At 71.4% G+C, this 16594-nt stretch carries 21 protein-coding genes; 7 read left to right on the forward strand and 14 right to left on the reverse strand.

Annotation, left to right across the window (positions count from 1 at the left end; all coding sequences use genetic code 11):
• Positions 1–13: 13 nt before the first annotated feature.
• Positions 14–277, reverse strand: a complete 264-nt coding sequence (locus ACMTAK_RS49215) for a hypothetical protein (protein WP_413812224.1) — start codon at positions 275–277, stop codon at positions 14–16.
• Between ACMTAK_RS49215 and ACMTAK_RS49220 the strand changes: the two genes are divergently transcribed.
• Positions 267–1280, forward strand: coding sequence for an iron-containing redox enzyme family protein (locus tag ACMTAK_RS49220; protein WP_413812225.1), 1014 nt, complete (start codon positions 267–269; stop codon positions 1278–1280). The genes ACMTAK_RS49215 and ACMTAK_RS49220 overlap by 11 nt on opposite strands.
• Here ACMTAK_RS49220 and ACMTAK_RS49225 read toward each other — a convergent pair.
• Positions 1260–1601, reverse strand: coding sequence for a hypothetical protein (locus ACMTAK_RS49225; protein WP_413812226.1), 342 nt, complete (start codon positions 1599–1601; stop codon positions 1260–1262). The two genes, ACMTAK_RS49220 and ACMTAK_RS49225, sit on opposite strands and share 21 nt — an antisense overlap.
• Before the next feature lie 54 nt (positions 1602–1655).
• Here ACMTAK_RS49225 and ACMTAK_RS49230 point away from each other — a divergent pair, with 54 nt between their 5' ends.
• Positions 1656–2408, forward strand: coding sequence for a TetR/AcrR family transcriptional regulator C-terminal domain-containing protein (locus ACMTAK_RS49230; protein WP_413812227.1), 753 nt, complete (start codon positions 1656–1658; stop codon positions 2406–2408).
• Positions 2405–3457 (forward strand): acyl-CoA dehydrogenase family protein, encoded by a 1053-nt coding sequence (locus ACMTAK_RS49235; protein ID WP_413812228.1) that lies wholly within the window; start codon positions 2405–2407, stop codon positions 3455–3457. Before ACMTAK_RS49230 ends, ACMTAK_RS49235 begins: the two co-directional genes overlap by 4 nt.
• A 9-nt stretch (positions 3458–3466) precedes the next feature.
• Here the strand turns inward: ACMTAK_RS49235 and ACMTAK_RS49240 are convergent, their stop codons facing one another.
• The 4 genes from ACMTAK_RS49240 to ACMTAK_RS49255 form a co-directional block, all read right to left on the reverse strand.
• Positions 3467–3919 (reverse strand): hypothetical protein, encoded by a 453-nt coding sequence (locus ACMTAK_RS49240; RefSeq protein WP_413812229.1) that lies wholly within the window; start codon positions 3917–3919, stop codon positions 3467–3469.
• Positions 3920–4095: 176 nt separating this feature from the next.
• Positions 4096–4962, reverse strand: a complete 867-nt coding sequence (locus ACMTAK_RS49245) for a sugar phosphate isomerase/epimerase family protein (protein ID WP_413812230.1) — start codon at positions 4960–4962, stop codon at positions 4096–4098.
• The gene (locus ACMTAK_RS49250; RefSeq protein ID WP_413812231.1) at positions 4959–5978 is read right to left on the reverse strand and encodes a Gfo/Idh/MocA family protein; all 1020 of its coding nucleotides are present in this window, start codon (positions 5976–5978) and stop codon (positions 4959–4961) included. Before ACMTAK_RS49250 ends, ACMTAK_RS49245 begins: the two co-directional genes overlap by 4 nt.
• A gap of 125 nt (positions 5979–6103) precedes the next feature.
• The gene (locus tag ACMTAK_RS49255) at positions 6104–7054 is read right to left on the reverse strand and encodes a TIM barrel protein (RefSeq protein WP_413812232.1); all 951 of its coding nucleotides are present in this window, start codon (positions 7052–7054) and stop codon (positions 6104–6106) included.
• A 219-nt stretch (positions 7055–7273) separates the two neighbouring features.
• Between ACMTAK_RS49255 and ACMTAK_RS49260 the strand changes: the two genes are divergently transcribed.
• Together ACMTAK_RS49260 and ACMTAK_RS49265 are read left to right on the forward strand one after the other, a co-directional pair.
• Positions 7274–8269, forward strand: a complete 996-nt coding sequence (locus ACMTAK_RS49260; RefSeq protein ID WP_413812233.1) for a LacI family DNA-binding transcriptional regulator — start codon at positions 7274–7276, stop codon at positions 8267–8269.
• Positions 8262–8582 (forward strand): RraA family protein, encoded by a 321-nt coding sequence (locus tag ACMTAK_RS49265; RefSeq protein ID WP_413812234.1) that lies wholly within the window; start codon positions 8262–8264, stop codon positions 8580–8582. Before ACMTAK_RS49260 ends, ACMTAK_RS49265 begins: the two co-directional genes overlap by 8 nt.
• On the opposite strand, the gene ACMTAK_RS49270 is transcribed toward ACMTAK_RS49265, so the two are convergent.
• Both ACMTAK_RS49270 and ACMTAK_RS49275 read right to left on the reverse strand, forming a co-directional pair.
• Positions 8528–8815, reverse strand: coding sequence for a YiaA/YiaB family inner membrane protein (locus ACMTAK_RS49270; RefSeq protein WP_413812235.1), 288 nt, complete (start codon positions 8813–8815; stop codon positions 8528–8530). The genes ACMTAK_RS49265 and ACMTAK_RS49270 overlap by 55 nt on opposite strands.
• Before the next feature lie 77 nt (positions 8816–8892).
• A complete protein-coding gene (locus tag ACMTAK_RS49275) occupies positions 8893–9483 on the reverse strand; it encodes a TetR/AcrR family transcriptional regulator (protein ID WP_413812236.1) in 591 nt (196 codons plus the stop codon).
• 167 nt (positions 9484–9650) lie between these two features.
• On the opposite strand from ACMTAK_RS49275, the gene ACMTAK_RS49280 reads away from it, so the two are divergent.
• Positions 9651–10670: an aldo/keto reductase gene (locus tag ACMTAK_RS49280; protein ID WP_413812237.1), complete on the forward strand. Its 1020-nt coding sequence runs from the start codon at positions 9651–9653 to the stop codon at positions 10668–10670.
• Here ACMTAK_RS49280 and ACMTAK_RS49285 read toward each other — a convergent pair.
• From ACMTAK_RS49285 to ACMTAK_RS49300, 4 genes are all read right to left on the reverse strand, one after another.
• Positions 10653–11336: a hypothetical protein gene (locus ACMTAK_RS49285; protein ID WP_413812238.1), complete on the reverse strand. Its 684-nt coding sequence runs from the start codon at positions 11334–11336 to the stop codon at positions 10653–10655. The genes ACMTAK_RS49280 and ACMTAK_RS49285 overlap by 18 nt on opposite strands.
• On the reverse strand, positions 11333–12073 hold the full coding sequence (locus ACMTAK_RS49290) for a MerR family transcriptional regulator (protein WP_413812239.1): 741 nt from the start codon (positions 12071–12073) through the stop codon (positions 11333–11335). Before ACMTAK_RS49290 ends, ACMTAK_RS49285 begins: the two co-directional genes overlap by 4 nt.
• Before the next feature lie 33 nt (positions 12074–12106).
• On the reverse strand, positions 12107–12319 hold the full coding sequence (locus ACMTAK_RS49295) for a hypothetical protein (RefSeq protein WP_413812240.1): 213 nt from the start codon (positions 12317–12319) through the stop codon (positions 12107–12109).
• Positions 12320–12420: 101 nt separating this feature from the next.
• Complete coding sequence (locus ACMTAK_RS49300) at positions 12421–13017, reverse strand: hypothetical protein (RefSeq protein ID WP_413812241.1); 597 nt, start codon at positions 13015–13017, stop codon at positions 12421–12423.
• 165 nt (positions 13018–13182) lie between these two features.
• Between ACMTAK_RS49300 and ACMTAK_RS49305 the strand changes: the two genes are divergently transcribed.
• Complete coding sequence (locus ACMTAK_RS49305; RefSeq protein WP_413812242.1) at positions 13183–14193, forward strand: methyltransferase; 1011 nt, start codon at positions 13183–13185, stop codon at positions 14191–14193.
• A 57-nt stretch (positions 14194–14250) separates the two neighbouring features.
• Here the strand turns inward: ACMTAK_RS49305 and ACMTAK_RS49310 are convergent, their stop codons facing one another.
• Together ACMTAK_RS49310 and ACMTAK_RS49315 are read right to left on the reverse strand one after the other, a co-directional pair.
• A complete protein-coding gene (locus tag ACMTAK_RS49310) occupies positions 14251–15069 on the reverse strand; it encodes a class I SAM-dependent methyltransferase (RefSeq protein ID WP_413812243.1) in 819 nt (272 codons plus the stop codon).
• 168 nt (positions 15070–15237) lie between these two features.
• Positions 15238–16449, reverse strand: a complete 1212-nt coding sequence (locus ACMTAK_RS49315; RefSeq protein ID WP_413813225.1) for a globin domain-containing protein — start codon at positions 16447–16449, stop codon at positions 15238–15240.
• Between the last annotated feature and the right edge of the window lie 145 nt (positions 16450–16594).

Here is a 16594-nt window from a genome sequence, read left to right on the forward strand (position 1 = left end):
GGGCGGGCACGGGTCAGCTCGAGGCGGGGTCGACCAGGACGTAGTCGGAGGGGAGCGGCCGGTCCCCGAGGCGGGCGCGGAGGATCTCCCATGGCAACCGGATCCACGGCCACGGGACATCCGCCGGGGCGAGGCGCGGGCTGAGCGGGTGGCATGGTCCGGTGACGTTGCCCGCGCCGCGATTGCGGCAGGTGGTAAGGGGAACCCGGCCCACGAAGGCGAAGCCGAAGGCCACCACGACACAGGCGGACGGAGCAGAAGGAACGGTGAGCGACACGCACCCCGCGACGACGACCCGGCCGCTGCCCTTGCCCACGGCGCGGGGAGAGGTGTCCGGCGCGCTCGTCGACGCCCTCGTACGCGAGCCCGGCGGGGCGACGCTGCCCGGCGGCCGGTCGCTCCGGGCGGCCGACCCGTACGGCGACGATCTGCAGCTCGCGCTCTATGTGTGCTACGAACTCCACTACCAGGGCTTCTCCGGTGTCGACGACGCATGGGAGTGGGATCCCGAACTGCTCCGGACGCGGCAGACGCTGGAGCGGCGCTTCCTGGACGCGCTGCGCTCCGACGCCACCACGCACGACGACCCGGGCGCCGCCGTGTCCGGGCTGCTGGTGGAGCCCGCCGACGGGACGGGAGTGTCGCACTTTCTCCGGGACGAGGGCGAGCTGTGGCAGATGCGTGAGTACATCGCGCAGCGGTCGCTCTACCAGCTCAAGGAGGCCGACCCGCATGTGTGGGTCCTGCCACGGCTGCGGGGCCGGGCCAAGGCGGCGATGGCGGCCGTGGAGTACGACGAGTTCGGGGCCGGGCACGGAGACCGGGTGCACGCGGAACTGTTCGCCGCTCTGATGGCCGACCTGGGTCTGGACCCGACGTACAACCACTACCTGGACGCCACGTCGGCGCGGATGCTGGCGGTGGTCAACATGATGTCGCTGCTGGGACTGCGCAGGGCGCTGCGCGGCGCCCTGGTGGGCCACTTCGCCACCGTCGAGATCACCTCCTCGCCCGCCTCCGACCGGCTGGCCCGGGCCCTGCGACGGCTGGGCGCGGGCGAGGCGGCGGTGTTCTTCTACACCGAGCACGTGGAGGCCGACGCCGTACACGAGCAGGTCGTACGCCATGAGGTGATCGACGACCTCCTGAAGCGCGAACCCGGGCTCGCCGCGGACGTGGCGTTCGGCGTCGATGCCACCGTTTTCCTGGAGGACCGCTTCGCCGACGAGGTCCTGGACACCTGGCGGAAGGGCCGGTCCTCACTCCGCGTCCCGCTGTGACCCCGGCCGCCCCACCTCCTCGGACTCCGGCCCGGGTGCCACAGCCCGGGAGGTGCGGCCCGGCAGGGCGAGCAGTGCCACGGCCGCGCCGGTCAGGGCGGCCGCCACGCCGACGCTCATCGTGACGGACTGGGCGTCGGTGAAGGCCGAGCGGGCCGCCTCGGCCAGTGCCTCGCCGTCCGCGCGGCCCCGGGCGTGCGACAGGGTGGCGCCGAGCGAGGACACCGCGTCCTCGGGCAGACCGTCCGGCAGCTTGCCCCGGTAGACGGTGGCGAGCAGGCTGCCCAGCCCGGCCACGCCCAGGGCACTGTTGGATTGCATCCAGCACTGTAGGAGCGGTGGAGCGGTGACCGCAAAGGGGTAGGCTGCGGGCTCGTGAGCGCGAAGCCGGACGGGAACAAGGGGACGGACGCGGACCAGGGGAAGAAGCTGCTGGACAGCGCACCGGGAGCGGTGTGGTTCCGCGCCGGGAAGACCTCCCGCCCACGGCCTCAGCTGTCACATGAGCGAATCATCGCCACCGCCGTCGAGCTGCTGGACCGCGACGGTGTGCGGAAGCTGAGCATGCGCCGGCTCGCCGAGCGGCTCGGCGCCCACGCGACCAGCCTCTACTGGCACGTGGCCACCAAGGACGACGTCCTGGACCTCGCTCTCGACGCGGTCTTCGCCGAACTCGACCTCCCCGAGCGGCACAGCGCCTCATGGCAGGACGACATCGAGGCGTTCATGACCGGCCTGCGCTCGGCCCTGCTTCGCCACCCATGGGCCGGCGCCCTGGCCAACTCCCGCCCGCTCATGGGGCCCAACGCCCTGCGCTGTTCGGAGTTCGCCTACACCGCGCTCACCACCGGCGGCTTCGAAGGGGTCCACCTGTCGTCCGCCGCGGCCACCATCACCCACTATGTGATCGGCTCCGCCTCCTCCGAAACCGTGTGGCAGCAGCGTTCCGACGAGGCGGCGACCCGCTCGGCCGTGGACGCCCACATCCGCGCCCACATCGACGAATACCCCACCCTCGCCGGACACTTCCCGCTCCTGGAGGAGGACGACTGGGACTCCCACTTCCACCGCGGTATGCGCCTGCTGCTGGCCGGTCTGGCGTCCCCCGAAGCCCAGGAGCGGCCATGACCGCCTCGGCTGCGACGCTGATCGAGGCGGCCCGGCGCCTCGCCCACGAGGTGCTGGCGCCCGGCGCCGAGGCCGCCGACCGCGAGGGTGTTTCCCCAGCCGCGATCGGCGAGGTCAAGAGGTCCGGGGTGCTCGGGGTGAGTGGCCCGGCGGCGTACGGCGGGGCGCAGGCGCCGGACGCGGTGGCCCGCGAGATCGCCGAAATCCTGGCCGGGGCGTGCTGCTCCACCTACTTCGTCCAGGCCCAGCACCACAGCCCGGTCAGGATGCTCGCCGCCTCCGACTCCCCGGCACGCGAGCGGCTGCTGCGGCCGCTGTGCGACGGCACGCTGCTGTCCGGTATCGCCTTCTCCCATCTGCGGGCCTTCCCCCGCACACCGGTGCGGGTCACCCGGGTCCCGGGCGGCAGGCGCTTCGACGGCCGGGTGCCGTGGTACACCGGCTGGGGCCTGAACGATGTGATGCTGCTCGCCGGGGTCACCGACGACGGCGATGCGCTGTTCGCCGTCGCGGACGCCCGTGAGCGGCCCGGTCTGCGGCCCACACCGCGGCTCGAGCTCGCCGCGCTGACCGGCACCCGCACGGTCGGCCTGGAGCTGGACGGCCTGGTGGTGCCCGAGGAGGCGGTGGTCTGGAGCCGCCCCTACGAGGAGTGGGCGGTCGCGGACCGGCCGAAGAACACCAACCCCAACCCGGCCGTGTTCGGCGTGGCCGGCGCCGCCCTGGACCTGCTGGAGGCCGCCGGGGACGCGGAGGCGAAGGAGACGGCGCAGGTGCTGGGCGAGCGGCTGCGCGAGGTGCGCCGGGAGGCGTACGCGCTGGTGGACGAGGTTCCCCCGGGCGAACGCCTGGCGGACCGGCTCGCGGTGAAGACCCGGGCCTACGACGTGCTGCGCGCCGCCACCACCGCGGCGATCGTGGCGGGCGGCGGCCGGGCCTTCGGCCTTGGCAGCCCCGCCCAGCGGCTGGCCCGGGAGGGCCTGTTCCTGGTGGTGCAGGGCCAGACCGCCGACGTCCGCAGCGCCCACTTGCGGGCCCTGCGCGGCTGACCCGCCCCTCTACTCCAGGCCGGAGGCGCCGGGGATCCCCCGGGTGGCCGTGTCGTCGAGGTTCCGGCCCAGCAGCCGCGGGATCTCCGTGCCATGCCGCAAGGTACCCGCTTCGAGGGAGCGCCGGGCACCGGTGTCCAGCTCGTGCCACGGCAGCGGATCCGCGACCAGGACTCCCAGGTCGAGCGTCACCCGGTGGCCGTGGACGTCCCACAGGAGCAGATGAGTGGCGATCCGGCCGTCCCGCCACACCCCGACCAGGGCGTCGATGCGCACCCGGCGGACGCGTACGAGGCCCCGCACCGTCAGCCGGCCACCGCCCGCCGTCACCCGCGGTGGCCGCGGCACCGTGAACACCGCCACCGCGAGCAGGGCCCACAGATCGGCCCGCGCCACGGTGAGCCCGCCCGAGGCCCAGTCGAGCACCGTCGTCACCCCGGCGAACGCCGGCGCGAACCACACCGCCCACCGCGCCTCCGCACGCCGTCGGCGGCCACGGGCGTCCGGGCGGGCCGGCCCATCAGCCGTTCCATACCGGCACGCCAGGCCGGGCGCAGGGCGGGTGGGGCGCACCCTGACGCTCCCCTTACGCGGCCCTCACCACCTTCGGCGGGACTCTTGCGCCCGGCCGCCGTGTCTCACGCCGCGAGCTCCTTGCGGATGCGGTTCAGCATGAAGGCGGAGGACTCCCGCGCCCGTTCCTCCCAGGCGAAGACGCAGGACGTGGCGACACCGTCGAAGTTCAGCTCGCGGAGGGTGCCGAAGAAGGTGTCCCAGTCGACCTCGCCCTGGCCGATGTCCAGGTGCTGGTGGATACGGGCCGGCGTGCCGGGCGGGTTGAGGATGTAACGCAGCCCGGAGGAGCCCTTGTGGTTGAAGGAGTCCGCGATGTGCACATGCTGGAGCTTGTCGCCCGCGTAGGCCATCATCGCCGCGATGTCCGCCGTCGGCTCGGCGCCGGAGAGGTGGAAGGTGTGCGGAGCGCAGTAGAGGTAGTTCACCCACGGCTTGTTGATGGCGCGGACCAGGTTGACCGCGGGGGCGTTCTCCTCGCAGAAGTCGTCCGGGTGGGCCTCGAGGTTGAGGGCGATGCCCTCGCGTTCGAAGAGCGGCAGCAACTCCTCCAGCGAGCGCCAGAAGGCGGCCTCGCTCTCGGCGGCGCGCTCGGGGCGGCCGTTGAACTCCGAGTTCATCAGCGGGCATTCGAGGTCGGCGGTGATCTCGATCATCCGCTTCCAGTAGCGGACGGCGGTCTGCCGCTCGGTCTCGTCGGGCGAGGACCACTTGTACAGCGGCAGCACGGAGGAGAGCTGGACACCGTGCGTGCGCAGGGCCCGCTTCAGCTCCGCGACGCGCTCGTCATCCGCCCGAGGGTGGAGGAAGAACGGCATGAAGTCGTCGCGCGGGGACAACTCGATGTATTCGTAGCCGAGTTCGGCGACCGTGCGCACCATCTCTTCGAGCGGCAGCGCGCGGAGCATATAGGGGTCGAGTGCGATTTTCACGAGGTGGCTCCGTAGAACGCGGGTCGGGGCTTCATGTCGACGGTGATGACCTGTCCGCCCGACTCCAGGGACTGGACGGCGGCATCGGTGATGACGGTGGCGGCGTAGCCGTCCCACGAGGACGGACCGGTGGGTTCGGTGCCCGCCGCGACCGAGGCGATCCACTCGCGGAACTCGGTGTCGAAGGCATCGCCGAACCGGCCCTTCCAGTCCTGGAGTACGCCGGTGCCGTGCCGACCGGCGGCGCGGATGCCGACGGCCGCCGGGTCCGGCAGCCTGACCAGGCCGTCCTCGCCCACGGTCTCGCACTGGATGTCGTAGCCGTACTGGCAGTTGACGAAGACCTCCAGGTCGATGCGGACACCGTTCGCCGTCTCGAAGAGCATGATCTGAGGGTCCTTGAGATGGCTGAACCGCTTGCCGGTGGCGCGCGGGGTGATCACCTGGACGGAGCTGATCTCGTCGTCGAGCAGCCAGCGCAGTACGTCGATCTCGTGCACGGCCGTGTCCTGGGCCGCCATCGCGGAGACGTAGGAGTCCGGCACGGTCGGGTTGCGGTGTGCGCAGTGCACGATGAGCGGAGTGCCGACGGCGCCCGAGGTGAGCACGTCCTTCATCTGGCGGTATCCGGCGTCGAAGCGGCGCATGAAACCGACCTGCACGAGGTGGCGGCCGTGGGCGCGCTCGGCCTCCACGATGCGCAGACAGTCCTCGGCGGTGGTGGCGAGCGGCTTCTCGCAGAACACCGGCTTGCCCACCGCGATGGCGTCGAGAACGTGTTCCGCGTGGGTGGGGCCCCAGGAGGTGACGAGGACGGCGTCCACGTCGGGGGAGTGGATCAGGTCGCTGCCGGTGGGCGGCGTCGCGGCGCCGATACGGGAGGCCACCTCGGTGGCGCGGGCCCGGTCGATGTCGGTCACGGCGGTGACCGCGGCACCGGTGATGACCTCGGTGAGCCGCCGGATGTGGTCCTGGCCGATCATTCCGGCGCCGATCACACCTATACGTACGGTCATGCTGGATTCCCTGTGAATATGAGGAGAGCGGGTCAGAAGAAGCGCGTCCGGAGCTCGGCCCCGAGCACTGCGAGCTGGTGACCATGCCCTCGGTGACCGCCGTCCCTGACGTCCATGGCCGCCTCCTACCGGTCGAGGGTGGGGCGTCGGGTTCCGGTGAGGCCGCAGCCGGCCAGGTGCTCACGGGTGCTGACGGCGATGGGGAGTGGCACATCGGGCGCGCACGGGTACAGATCCTGCTCGACGATGACGAACAACTCGGCGTCGAGAGCGGCGAGTTCACCCACCACATCGGCCGGGTTCGGCACCCCCGCGGGCGGGGAGACGCACACGCCCCGCTTCACGGCCTCACCGAAGGAGAGGTTCTCGGCGGCCACCTGGGCGAGCACGGCGGGATCCATCTGCTTGATGTGGACGTAGCCGACGCGCTCGCCGAAGCGGCGGATCAGATCGAGGTTGTCACCGCCGCCGTAGGCCACGTGTCCGGTGTCCAGACAGAGGTTGGCGTATCGGCCGTCGGACTCGTTCAGCAGCCGTTCGATCTCCGGCTGGGTCTGGATATGGCTGTCGGCGTGCGGGTGGATCACCAGACGTATGTCGTACTCGTCCAGCAGGAGCTTGCCCAGCCGGTCGGCCGACCGGCCGAAGCCCGCCCACTGCTCGGCGGTCAGCTCGGGCGGCTCGGTGTACTCACCGGTCTTCTCGTCCCGGAACATGGGCGGGATCAGGACCAGGTGGTGCGCCCCCGCGGCGGCGGTCAGCTCGGCCACTCCACGCACATGGGCGAGCATCTCGTCCCAGGCGTCGGGGCGGTGCAGCGCTCCGAACGCGGTGCCGCCGGAGACCCGCAGACCGCGCGCGTCGAGCTCGGCCTCAAGCCGCCGCGGGTCGGTGGGCAGGTAGCCGTACGGGCCGAGCTCCAGCCACTGGTAGCCGGCCGCGGCCAGCTCGTCGAGGAAGCGGGTGTACGCCACCTGCTGATCGTCCTCGGGGAACCAGACGCCCCAGGAGTCGGGGGCGGAGCCCAGGCACAGGTTGCCCGCGGTGGTGCGGAGAGGGGATGGCGCCGTTGCCATGGCGTTGTCCTTCTGCGGAGGGGGGGAGGACGGGGTCGCGGATCGGGGAGAACAGGGCTGGCTGGCGCGCTCTACTAGCGCGCTCTAGGCGAGTACGATGGCCGCTGTCCGAATGTCATGTCAATAGCTTGTTGCCGGGGGATTTCACGACTGCCCGTAAGGTGGGGCCGCGTCGGAGGGTGGTCACAGGTGGAAACATCGGGCAGGCAGCGGCCCACCATGGCGGACGTCGCTGAGAAGGCGGGCGTGTCCCGGGCACTGGTCTCGATCGTCTTCCGCGATCAGCCGGGGGCGAGCCCGCGGACCCGCGACCGGGTGCTGCGCGTCGCCGACGAGATCGGCTACCGGCCCGACAGCGCTGCCCGGCTGCTGGCCCGTGGCCGCAGCCGCACGCTCGGCGTGATGTTCACCGTGCGCCAGCCCTTCCACGCCGACCTCGTCGAGGGCATCTACCCCGAGGCCGAGCGGCTCGGCTACGACGTCCTGCTCTCCGCGACCGCCCAGGGGCGTGGCGAGGACAAGGCCGTCGAGGCGCTGCTCGGCCACCGCTGCGAGGCGGTGATCCTGCTCGGCACCGACGCACAGCCCGTGGACCTCGACGCACTGGGACATCGCACGGTCGCCGTCTCCGTCGGCCGCCGGGTGCCCCACGCCCGCGTCGACAGCGTGCACACGGCCGAGGGCAAGGGTGTACGGCAGGCCATGGAGCACCTCGTCGGACTGGGCCACCGCGGGATCGTGCACATCGACGGCGGCCGCGGACCGGGCTCGGCCGAGCGCCGCCGCGCCTACCGGGCCGCGATGCGCCGCCATGGCCTGGAGCGGGAGCTACGGGTGATCCCGGGCGAGCATACCGAGCAGTCGGGCATCGACGCGGGGCGGTTGCTGCTGGCCGAGCGCGATCACGGCCGGCCCCTGCCAACGGCGGTCCTCGCGGGCAACGACCGTTGTGCGATGGGGCTGTTGATGACCCTGGCGCAGGCGGGCGTCGAGGTTCCGCGCGATCTGTCGGTCGTGGGCTACGACGACAGCCACCTCTCCCATCTGATGCCGATCGGCCTGACCACGGTCCGCCAGGACGCGGTGGTCATGGCCGAGTACGCGGTGCGGTTCGCCGTGGAGCGGCTGGAGAACGCGGTCTCGGAGCCGAGGGAGGCGGTGCTGGACCCGAAGCTGACGGTACGGGGTACCAGCGGACCGCCCCCGGGTGGGTGAACGCGAGGCGGGCTGGCCGAAGTCGGTGATCAGCTCGTGGAACAGGTCGTGCACGGCATGGGCGGGCTCGTCGGTCCGCGGCCCCGCCTTCACCGTGCGCTGCGCGCCCCGGGACACCATCATGTTCCAGGTGGCCATCGCCATCGGCGGCGAGATCGTCCGCCCCGGAGACGTGGTGCGCGCGGACGCCGACGGGGTCGTGGTGGTGCGCCGCGAAGATCTGACGGACGTCATGGCCAAGTCCCAGGCGCGGCAGGTCTACAGCTTCTCGAAAGGATCGTGGTTCGCGAGCAGCTTCTCCACCCGCGCCTGATCGACCCGGCTGACGATCTGCCCGGCCTCCTGCCGGTCCCGGATCACCTTGGCCAGGGTGAAGGCGGAGGTCACCAGGTAGAGCACGGAGATGGCGAGGAAACCGCGTACCCAGGCGTCGGCGCTCAGCTGGAAGATGCCGACGGCGGTGGCGGCCATGGCGACGGCGAAGGACGCGATCGCCTGACCGTAGAACGCGGCCGTGCTCTGCTGCTTGACCGGAGTCTCACTCATGCGGACAAGGATGGGCGGATGCGGTCGGCTCCGCATCCGTCCGGATACTCAGGTACGTACTCAGACATCGGGCGCCGTCAATGGGGTTGGCGCAGCCCCTCGATGAGGAGTGCGACCAGTCGGCGTGCGTCATAGCCGGGGTCGTGCTCGGCGCCGATGCAGAGGTTGCCGACGCCGCGCATGAGCTCGTACGCCTTCAGGCCGGGTCGGATCTCACCGGCGTCGGCCGCCGCGTCGAGCAGCTGGGTGCACACGGGCAGGAGGCGGTCGATGAAGTACGAGTGCAGCGTGTCGAAGCTCGTGTTGTCGGACCGCAGCACGGCGGCGAGGCCATGCTTGGTGACCAGGAAGTCGACAAAGAGATTGATCCACTGACCCAGCGCGGCATGCGGGGTCGCGCCGCTCGCCAGCAGGGCCGGACCGGCCTCGGCGCAGGCCTCGACCTGGTGCCGGTAGACGGCGATGATCAGGTCTGCCCGGGTCGGGAAGTGGCGGTAGATCGTGCCCACCCCGACACCGGCCTTGGCCGCGATGTCGCGCACCGGCGCCTCCACGCCCGAGGTGACGAAGACCGAGGCGGCCGCGTCGAGCAGGGTCTCCTGGTTGCGCCGGGCGTCCGCCCGCTTGGAACGGGCCGAGGGCCCCGCGCCCTTGTCGCCGTCGTTCACCGCGCCGCTCCCTCCACTGCCGGACTTGCCAACCGGAACAGCGTTCCGTATCTTTACCGGAGCCAGGTTCCGTTTGCTTATGATGCCAGAGCAGGGACCCGGCGACCAAACCGCGCATTGCCGCCGCGCAATGCCGTCACGCTTCCCCGCAGTGGAGGAACACGGTCATGCAGTACCGCACCTTGGGCCGCACCGGTGTGCAGGTCAGCTCGCTCGCGCTCGGCGCGATGAACTTCGGGAGCATCGGGCGCACCACCCAGGACGAGGCCACCGCCCTCGTCGACGCCGCTCTCGAGGCCGGGATCAACCTCATCGACACCGCCGACATGTACAGCGCCGGCGAGTCGGAGGAGATGGTCGGCAAGGCCATCGCCGGCCGCCGCGACGACATCGTGCTGGCCACGAAGGCGGGCATGCCCATGGGCGACGGGCCCAACCACCGGGGCAGCTCACGCCGCTGGCTGGTCACCGAGCTGGACAACAGCCTGCGCCGGCTCGGCGTCGACCACGTCGATCTCTACCAGATCCACCGGTGGGACCCGGCTACCAGCGACGAGGAGACGCTGTCGGCGCTCACCGACCTCCAGCACGCGGGGAAGATCCGCTACTTCGGCTCCTCGACCTTCCCCGCCTACCGCGTCGTCCAGGCCCAGTGGGCCGCCCGCGAGCACCGCCTGAGCCGCTATGTCACCGAACAGCCCAGCTACTCGGTCCTGCAGCGCGGAATCGAGCGCGACGTACTGCCCGTCACCGAGGAGTACGGGCTCGGCGTGCTGGTGTGGAGCCCGCTGGCCTCGGGCTGGCTGTCGGGCGCCATCCGCGCGGGCCGGTCCGTCACCACCAGCCGCTCGGCGATGATGCCGGAGCGCTTCGATGTCACCACCCCCGCCAACCGGGCCAGGCTCGACGCCGTCGAGCAGCTGGCCAAGGTCGCCGACGAGGCCGGTCTGACCATGATCCAGCTCGCGCTCGGATTCGTCACCGCGCATCCCGCCGTGACCAGCGCGCTCATCGGCCCCCGCACACTGGACCATCTGCACGCGCAGCTGGCCGCCGCCGACACCGTGCTCCCCGCCGATCTGCTCGACGCGATCGACGCGATCGTGGCCCCCGGCACCGACCTCGCCGCGCACGAGAAGCACGACACTCCGCCCGCGCTGCTCGACCCGTCACTGCGGCGCCGCTGACGGGTCCGGCGCCACCTCCGTCCGGGCCCGGGTGAGCGCGGCGACCGCTTCCCGTGCATCGTCCGCGTGGAACCGGAGCGTACGGGCGACGCCCCGCCGCCCGAGGGGCCGTACGAACGGCACCGGCTCCGTCAGCTCCACCGTCACCGTGGTCTGGCCGCCCACCGCGAGGTCGAGCACCCCGTCCGGGCCCAGCCGCACCAGCCGTCCGTCCGGATAGCGCCGGTCGACCCGGGCGGCGGCGATGGTGGCGGCCGGAACCCGCAGGTCGAACAGTGTGCCGTAGCGGATGCGCAGCGAGCCGTCGGACCCCACGACATGCGGCCGGACCACACAGGCCGCGTGCAGGGCGAGGACCAGCACCACCCCGTACACATCGATGACGAGCAGAACCGCGTGCACCACCGGCCAGGGGATCACCAGGGCCAGCCCCACCGTCTCGATGACCGACACGAAGATCATCCCGTACATCATGGCCGTCTGGGGCCCGGTGTAGGCGACGGCCAGCGCCCCCTCGGGGACCTGGTGGCGGCGGCGCAGCACCCACAGCCCGAGGCTGTGCAAGGCCCGCGCCTCATGCCGGACGAGCCGGCGGGCGACCAGCGGGATCATGGCCTCCGCCACGCCTTTCGCCCACATCGCCGCCCGTGCGAACGGCCGGTTCATGACGCCCTCCCGCCCCGTCGGACGGTCAGCTGCTCCATCACCCGGCGCACCACCTCGGCCTGGGCGGGCGAGTAGTCGTCGAGCAGCGCCTGCTCGAAGCCGGTCGCCGTCGGGCCGCTGTCCGGGATGGCCGCCAGCACCTCGTCCGGTACGGCGGCGGACACCTCCTCGGCCAGCGGCGCGATCCGGGGATCGTCCGCCGTGGCCTCCTCCAGTTCATCCAGCCGCTCGTACAGCGGGAGCACGGCGGGGTCCCCGGCCAGCGGCCGCAACGCCGCGTACACCGCCTCCCCGCCGATCATCCCCTCGAGCAGCACCAGGTGCTCGCGGTCCTTGGCGGCGGTCGGCGAGGAGGTGGCGGGCGCCACCTTCAGGAGCTCCACGAGCGCGGGGGAGAGCGCTGCGTCCGCTGTGAGCGGGCCGTCCAGCAGCGCCGCCAGCACCTTGCGGCGCTGCTGGATCTCGCGTTCCTGACGGGCGAGATCGGCGTCCAGCTCGCCCAGCACCTCGGCCAGCTCACGCCCGGCGTCGTCCGCGAGGACGTCCCGCACCTCGTCCAGGGCGAGCCCGAGCTCGGTCAGCCGCCGGATCCGGGCCAGCAGAACCGCGTCCCGGAGGGTGTAGACCCGGTATCCGTTGGCGCGCCGCTTGGGCTCGGGCAGCAGACCGATGTGGTGGTAGTGCCGCACGGTCCGGGATGTGACACCGACGAGCGTGGCGATTTCTCCGATGCGCATGTGGCCAGTAGAAACCCTGCCGCTGCGACAAGGTCAAGCGCGTCCGCCCGGCGGTCCCTCGACGGCGCCGACATCGGGGCGGCCGCGGTAGAGCGGGGCGCCACGGTAGTCACGGCCACCGTTGTCCGGGATGACGGTGCCGGTGCCGATCAGGGGTGAGCCCGGCCGGGGAGCGAAGCCCAGCGCGGTGCCCAGTCGCGGTCCGCTGTCGGCCGTGCCGCACGGCCCGGACACCTCCGGGTTCACCAGCAGCGGGTCGCCCGTGCGCGCGGTGCGGTCGGTGGCGGGGACGGGCAGCGGGGCACCGCCGTAGAAGTTGTTGGCGTAAGCGATGGTCGGGCTGGTGGTCAGGCTCGCGTCGGCGACCTCCGAGGAGAAGGCGTTGTCGCGCAGAAGTGGTCCAGCCGCCGCGCGTTGTCGCCCGAGACATGGATACCGCGCAGATCCCGCAGATTCTCGCCCGGAGTCCCGGTCGCGGGCGCCTCGTTGCTGATGTCCAGATCGCGGATCTCCCAGTACTCCTGGTTGAACAGCCGCACCGCGTCATCGACGGTGCCCTCCCCGCGGACGCGCGGCTTGGGCCCCGTGCCATAGCCGCCGATGACGATCGGACGGTTCCTCTCGCCCGAACCCTTCGGCCACAGTTGGCCCTTCCAGGAGCCACCGGCGTTCAGCAGGATCCGGTCCCCGGCCCGGAAGGTGGTCCGGCCGACGCGGTCGAGGCTGCGCCAGGCCCCGGCGGCGCTGGTGCCCGGCGCCCCGTCGTCCCCGGAGCGGGAGTCGACGTAGTAGGTGGTGCCCTTGGCCGCCGGGACGGTCCGCGTGGTCGGTGCGGTGTGTGCGGCGGCGGGGTGCGCGACCAGCGTGGCCACGCCGAGGGCGGCGGCCGCGAGAAGGCCGAGCGGCCGTCGGCCGCGTCTGACGGATCGTCGTCCAGATGTCATTCGTCGAAGAGAAAGCGCTGTCACACGGGGTGTCAAGAGTCCGCCCCACCGGTCGCGGCCCTCCGGCGGCGACCCGTGTAGGGGGCAACGGGACGGTAGCGTAAGGAGGTCCACATACGGCCAGGTGCGGCGAGAGCGCATATCCGGGAACAGTGAGGGAGCCTTATGCGGCACGAGATCAGCCCCGAGCCCATTCTTGAGGTCGGGCTCGGCTTCATGGCGTCGAAGGCGCTGCTCACCGCGGTGGAACTGGATCTCTTCTCCCGGCTCGCCGAAGGCCCCCGCACCGGCGGTGACCTGGCCGAGGCGCTCGGACTGCACCCGCGCGGCGCCGCCGACTTCCTCGACGCGCTGGTGGCCCTCGGATTCCTGGAGCGATCCGAGGGCGTGTACCGCAACAGCCCGTCCGCCGACACCTTTCTCGACCGTGGGAAGGCCACCTATGCGGGCGGCATCCTGGAGATGGCCAACAGCCGGCTGTATCCCTTCTGGGGGTCGCTCACCGAGGCGCTGCAAACCGGGAAACCGCAGAACGAGCACAAGCACGGCGGCGAGGTGTTCGACGCCATTTACCACGACCAGGAGGGTCTTGAGCGATTCCTGCACGGAATGACCGGGCTCAGCATGGGCAAGGCGATGGTGATAGCCCAGCGGTTCCCCTGGGCCGACTACCGGACCGTGCTGGACGTCGGCGGAGCGGTGGGCTGCGTCCCGGTGGCGGTGGCCCAGCGCCACCCCCATATGAGCGGCGGTGTCTTCGAACTGCCCCGGGTGCGGCCCGTGTTCGAGAAGTACGTGGCGTCCTTCGGCCTGGAGAACCGGCTCAGCTTCCACGGCGGCGACTTCTTCACCGATGACCTGCCCGGCGCCGATGTGATCGTACTGGGCCAGATCCTGCACGGCTGGGGCCTGGAGGAGAAGCGGCTGCTGCTGAAGAAGGCGTACGACGCGCTGCCCGACGGGGGAGCGGTCCTCGTCTACGACGCCATCATCGACGACGACCGCAAGGAGAACACCTTTGGTCTGCTGGCCAGCCTGAGCATGCTCATCGAGACCCGGTCCGGCTTCGAGTACACCGCCGCCGACGGCCGCGCCTGGCTGGCGGAGACGGGGTTCAGCGGCAGCCGGATCGAACCGCTGACGGACGGCTACTCCATGCTGGTGGGCATCAAATAGCGGTCACCTGACCGCCCCGCCCGGCGCCGGGACCGACCCGGCGCCGGGCCTGAGCCACTAGAAGCGGTAGCGCAGAATCCGGCCCACATCGCGGAAACCGGGCAGACGTGCCATCACCCGCATGCTCATCCGGCCGGAGGCCGGCATCTTCTCCACCCCCGGCATGTCCACGCTGCGCACCGCGTCGAGGCAGGTCAGCCCCGGATGCCAGCTCTCGACCTCATGAGGGTCGTCCAGACCCCAGTGGAGGGTGGCGCCCGCGTTGCGCACCGCGGGGACCATCTTCTGGAGCCGGATGCCCAGCGGCCCGTAGACGTCGAAGAGCAGCTGGCCGCTGGGGAACCGCTCGGTGATCCGCTGGATCAGCCGCTTGCCCTCCTCCTTGCGCAGATACATCGTCAGCCCCTCGGCGACGACCACGGTGGGCCGGTCGTCCGGCACCTCGCGCAGCCACGCCTCATCGGTCACCGAGGCGCCGACCATCTCGTAGGTCCCCGACGGCTCGGGAAGCAGCCGCCGGCGCAGATCGATCACCTCGGGGTAGTCGATGTCGAGCCAGCGCACCGACGACGGCGGGTCGAGGCGCTGTACCCGGGTGTCGAGACCGCATGCGAGATGGAGCACGGTCGCCTTCTGATGCTCGGCCAGGAACTCCATGGCCCAGTCGTCGAGCTGTTTCGCCCGCAGGGCGATGCCGACCGCCGTCGTGTCCGTCATCCCCGTCTTGCCGAAGTCGTAGGCCACGCGCTCCACGGCCTCCCGGGCCGCGTGGTCGTGCAGGATGGAGTCCGGTGAACGGCTGTCCACCGCCCTGCCGTACAGCGTGGCGAGCAAGGTCTCCTGAGCGCCGCTGAGAGTGATCTTTTCGCGATCCATGGTTCCTCGTCGATGTGGGGGTACCGGACGGACCATTCCGTACGGTTGCGTAGGGAATGGGCAGAACCCGTGTCCGTACGGTCCCACGTTCCCCCCGGCAAAAGCGACCGGCCTCTGGGCCATTCGAGTTCATCCGGCCAACATCGGGTGGATGAGCGCCGGTGAGCGTCAGTGGCCCTCGCCGTCGTCCCGCGTCAGCCACAGATCGGGTCCGAAGACCTCGTAGTGGATCGCCGAGGGATGCACACCCCGCTCCAGCAGCTGGGTCCGCACCGACCGCATGAAGGGCATCGGCCCGCACAGATACGCCTGGACGCCGTCCGGGATCTCGATGCCGGACAGATCGACGAGGCCGGTGCGCTCGGCCGGCCAGTCGCCTTCGGGCCGCTCGTACCACGTGTGGACGGTGCCCCGCGCCAGCTTGGTGACCAGCCGTTCCTGGTCGGCGCGCAGCGCGTGGTCGGCGGGGGAGCGGTCGGCGTGGACGGCGATGACCGGGGCCTGGTGTCCACCGGCCGTCAGCTCCTCCAGCATGGCCACCATCGGGGTGCAGCCGATCCCGGCGGAGGCGAGCAGCAGCGGTGTGTCCGTGGCGTCGAGCACGACGTCGCCGTAGGGCGCGGAGACGCTGAGCTCGTCGCCCTCGTGGACATGGTCGTGGAGATGGCCGGAGACCTCACCGGCCGGGCCCTCGCCCGCGTGCTCGCGCTTGACGGCGAAGGAGCGCACCGTGGCGCCGGGGCCGTTGGTCAGGCTGTACTGGCGGATCTGCCGCGCCCCGTCGGCCAGCTCCACCTGCACCGAGACGTACTGGCCCGCCTTGAACGCCGGGGCGGGACGGCCGTCCGCCGGCCGGATCCGGAAGCTGACCACATCCGCTGTCTCCCGGACCCGCTCGACCACCTCCCACTGCCGCCAGGTCCCGCCGGCCAGCACGCCCTGCTCCGCGTACAGCCGCCGCTCGATCTCGATCAGCGCGTTGGCCATCAGCCAGTAGACCTCGTCCCAGGCGGCGGTCACCTCCTCGGTGGCCGCGTCGCCGAGCACCTCCGCGATGGCGGCGGACAGATGACGGTGCACCACCGGATACTGCGCGGCGCCCACCCCGAGCGAGGCGTGCTTGTGGGCGATCCGGCTCAGCAGGGCGTCGGGGCGGGTGCCCGGCCGCTCCACCAGGGCGGTGGCGAACGCGGCGATGGCGCCCGCGAGCGCCTGCCGCTGAGTGCCCGCGGCCTGGTTGGCCCGGTTGAACAGATTCCGCAGCAGTTCGGGGTGGGCCTCGAAGAGCTTCCGGTAGAACAGCTCGGTGACGGTGCCGATGGCCTCACCGACGGCGGGAAGCGTGGCGCGGACGGTCTCGGCGGACTTCTGGGAGAGCATGAGCGGGCCTAACTGGTATCTCAGATTCGCATTCAACGGCATGGGTGAACCGGGCATGGTGACCTCCGTGTCAGCACGGCTCGGCGGGTCGGGATCCGGGCTCCGTGATCTGGACGACGCCCTCACGGGGCGTGACCCGGGCGAC

Origin of the sequence: Streptomyces lacaronensis, from assembly GCF_047337785.1 — a bacterium.
Taxonomy (GTDB): Bacteria; Actinomycetota; Actinomycetes; order Streptomycetales; family Streptomycetaceae; genus Streptomyces; species Streptomyces lycopersici.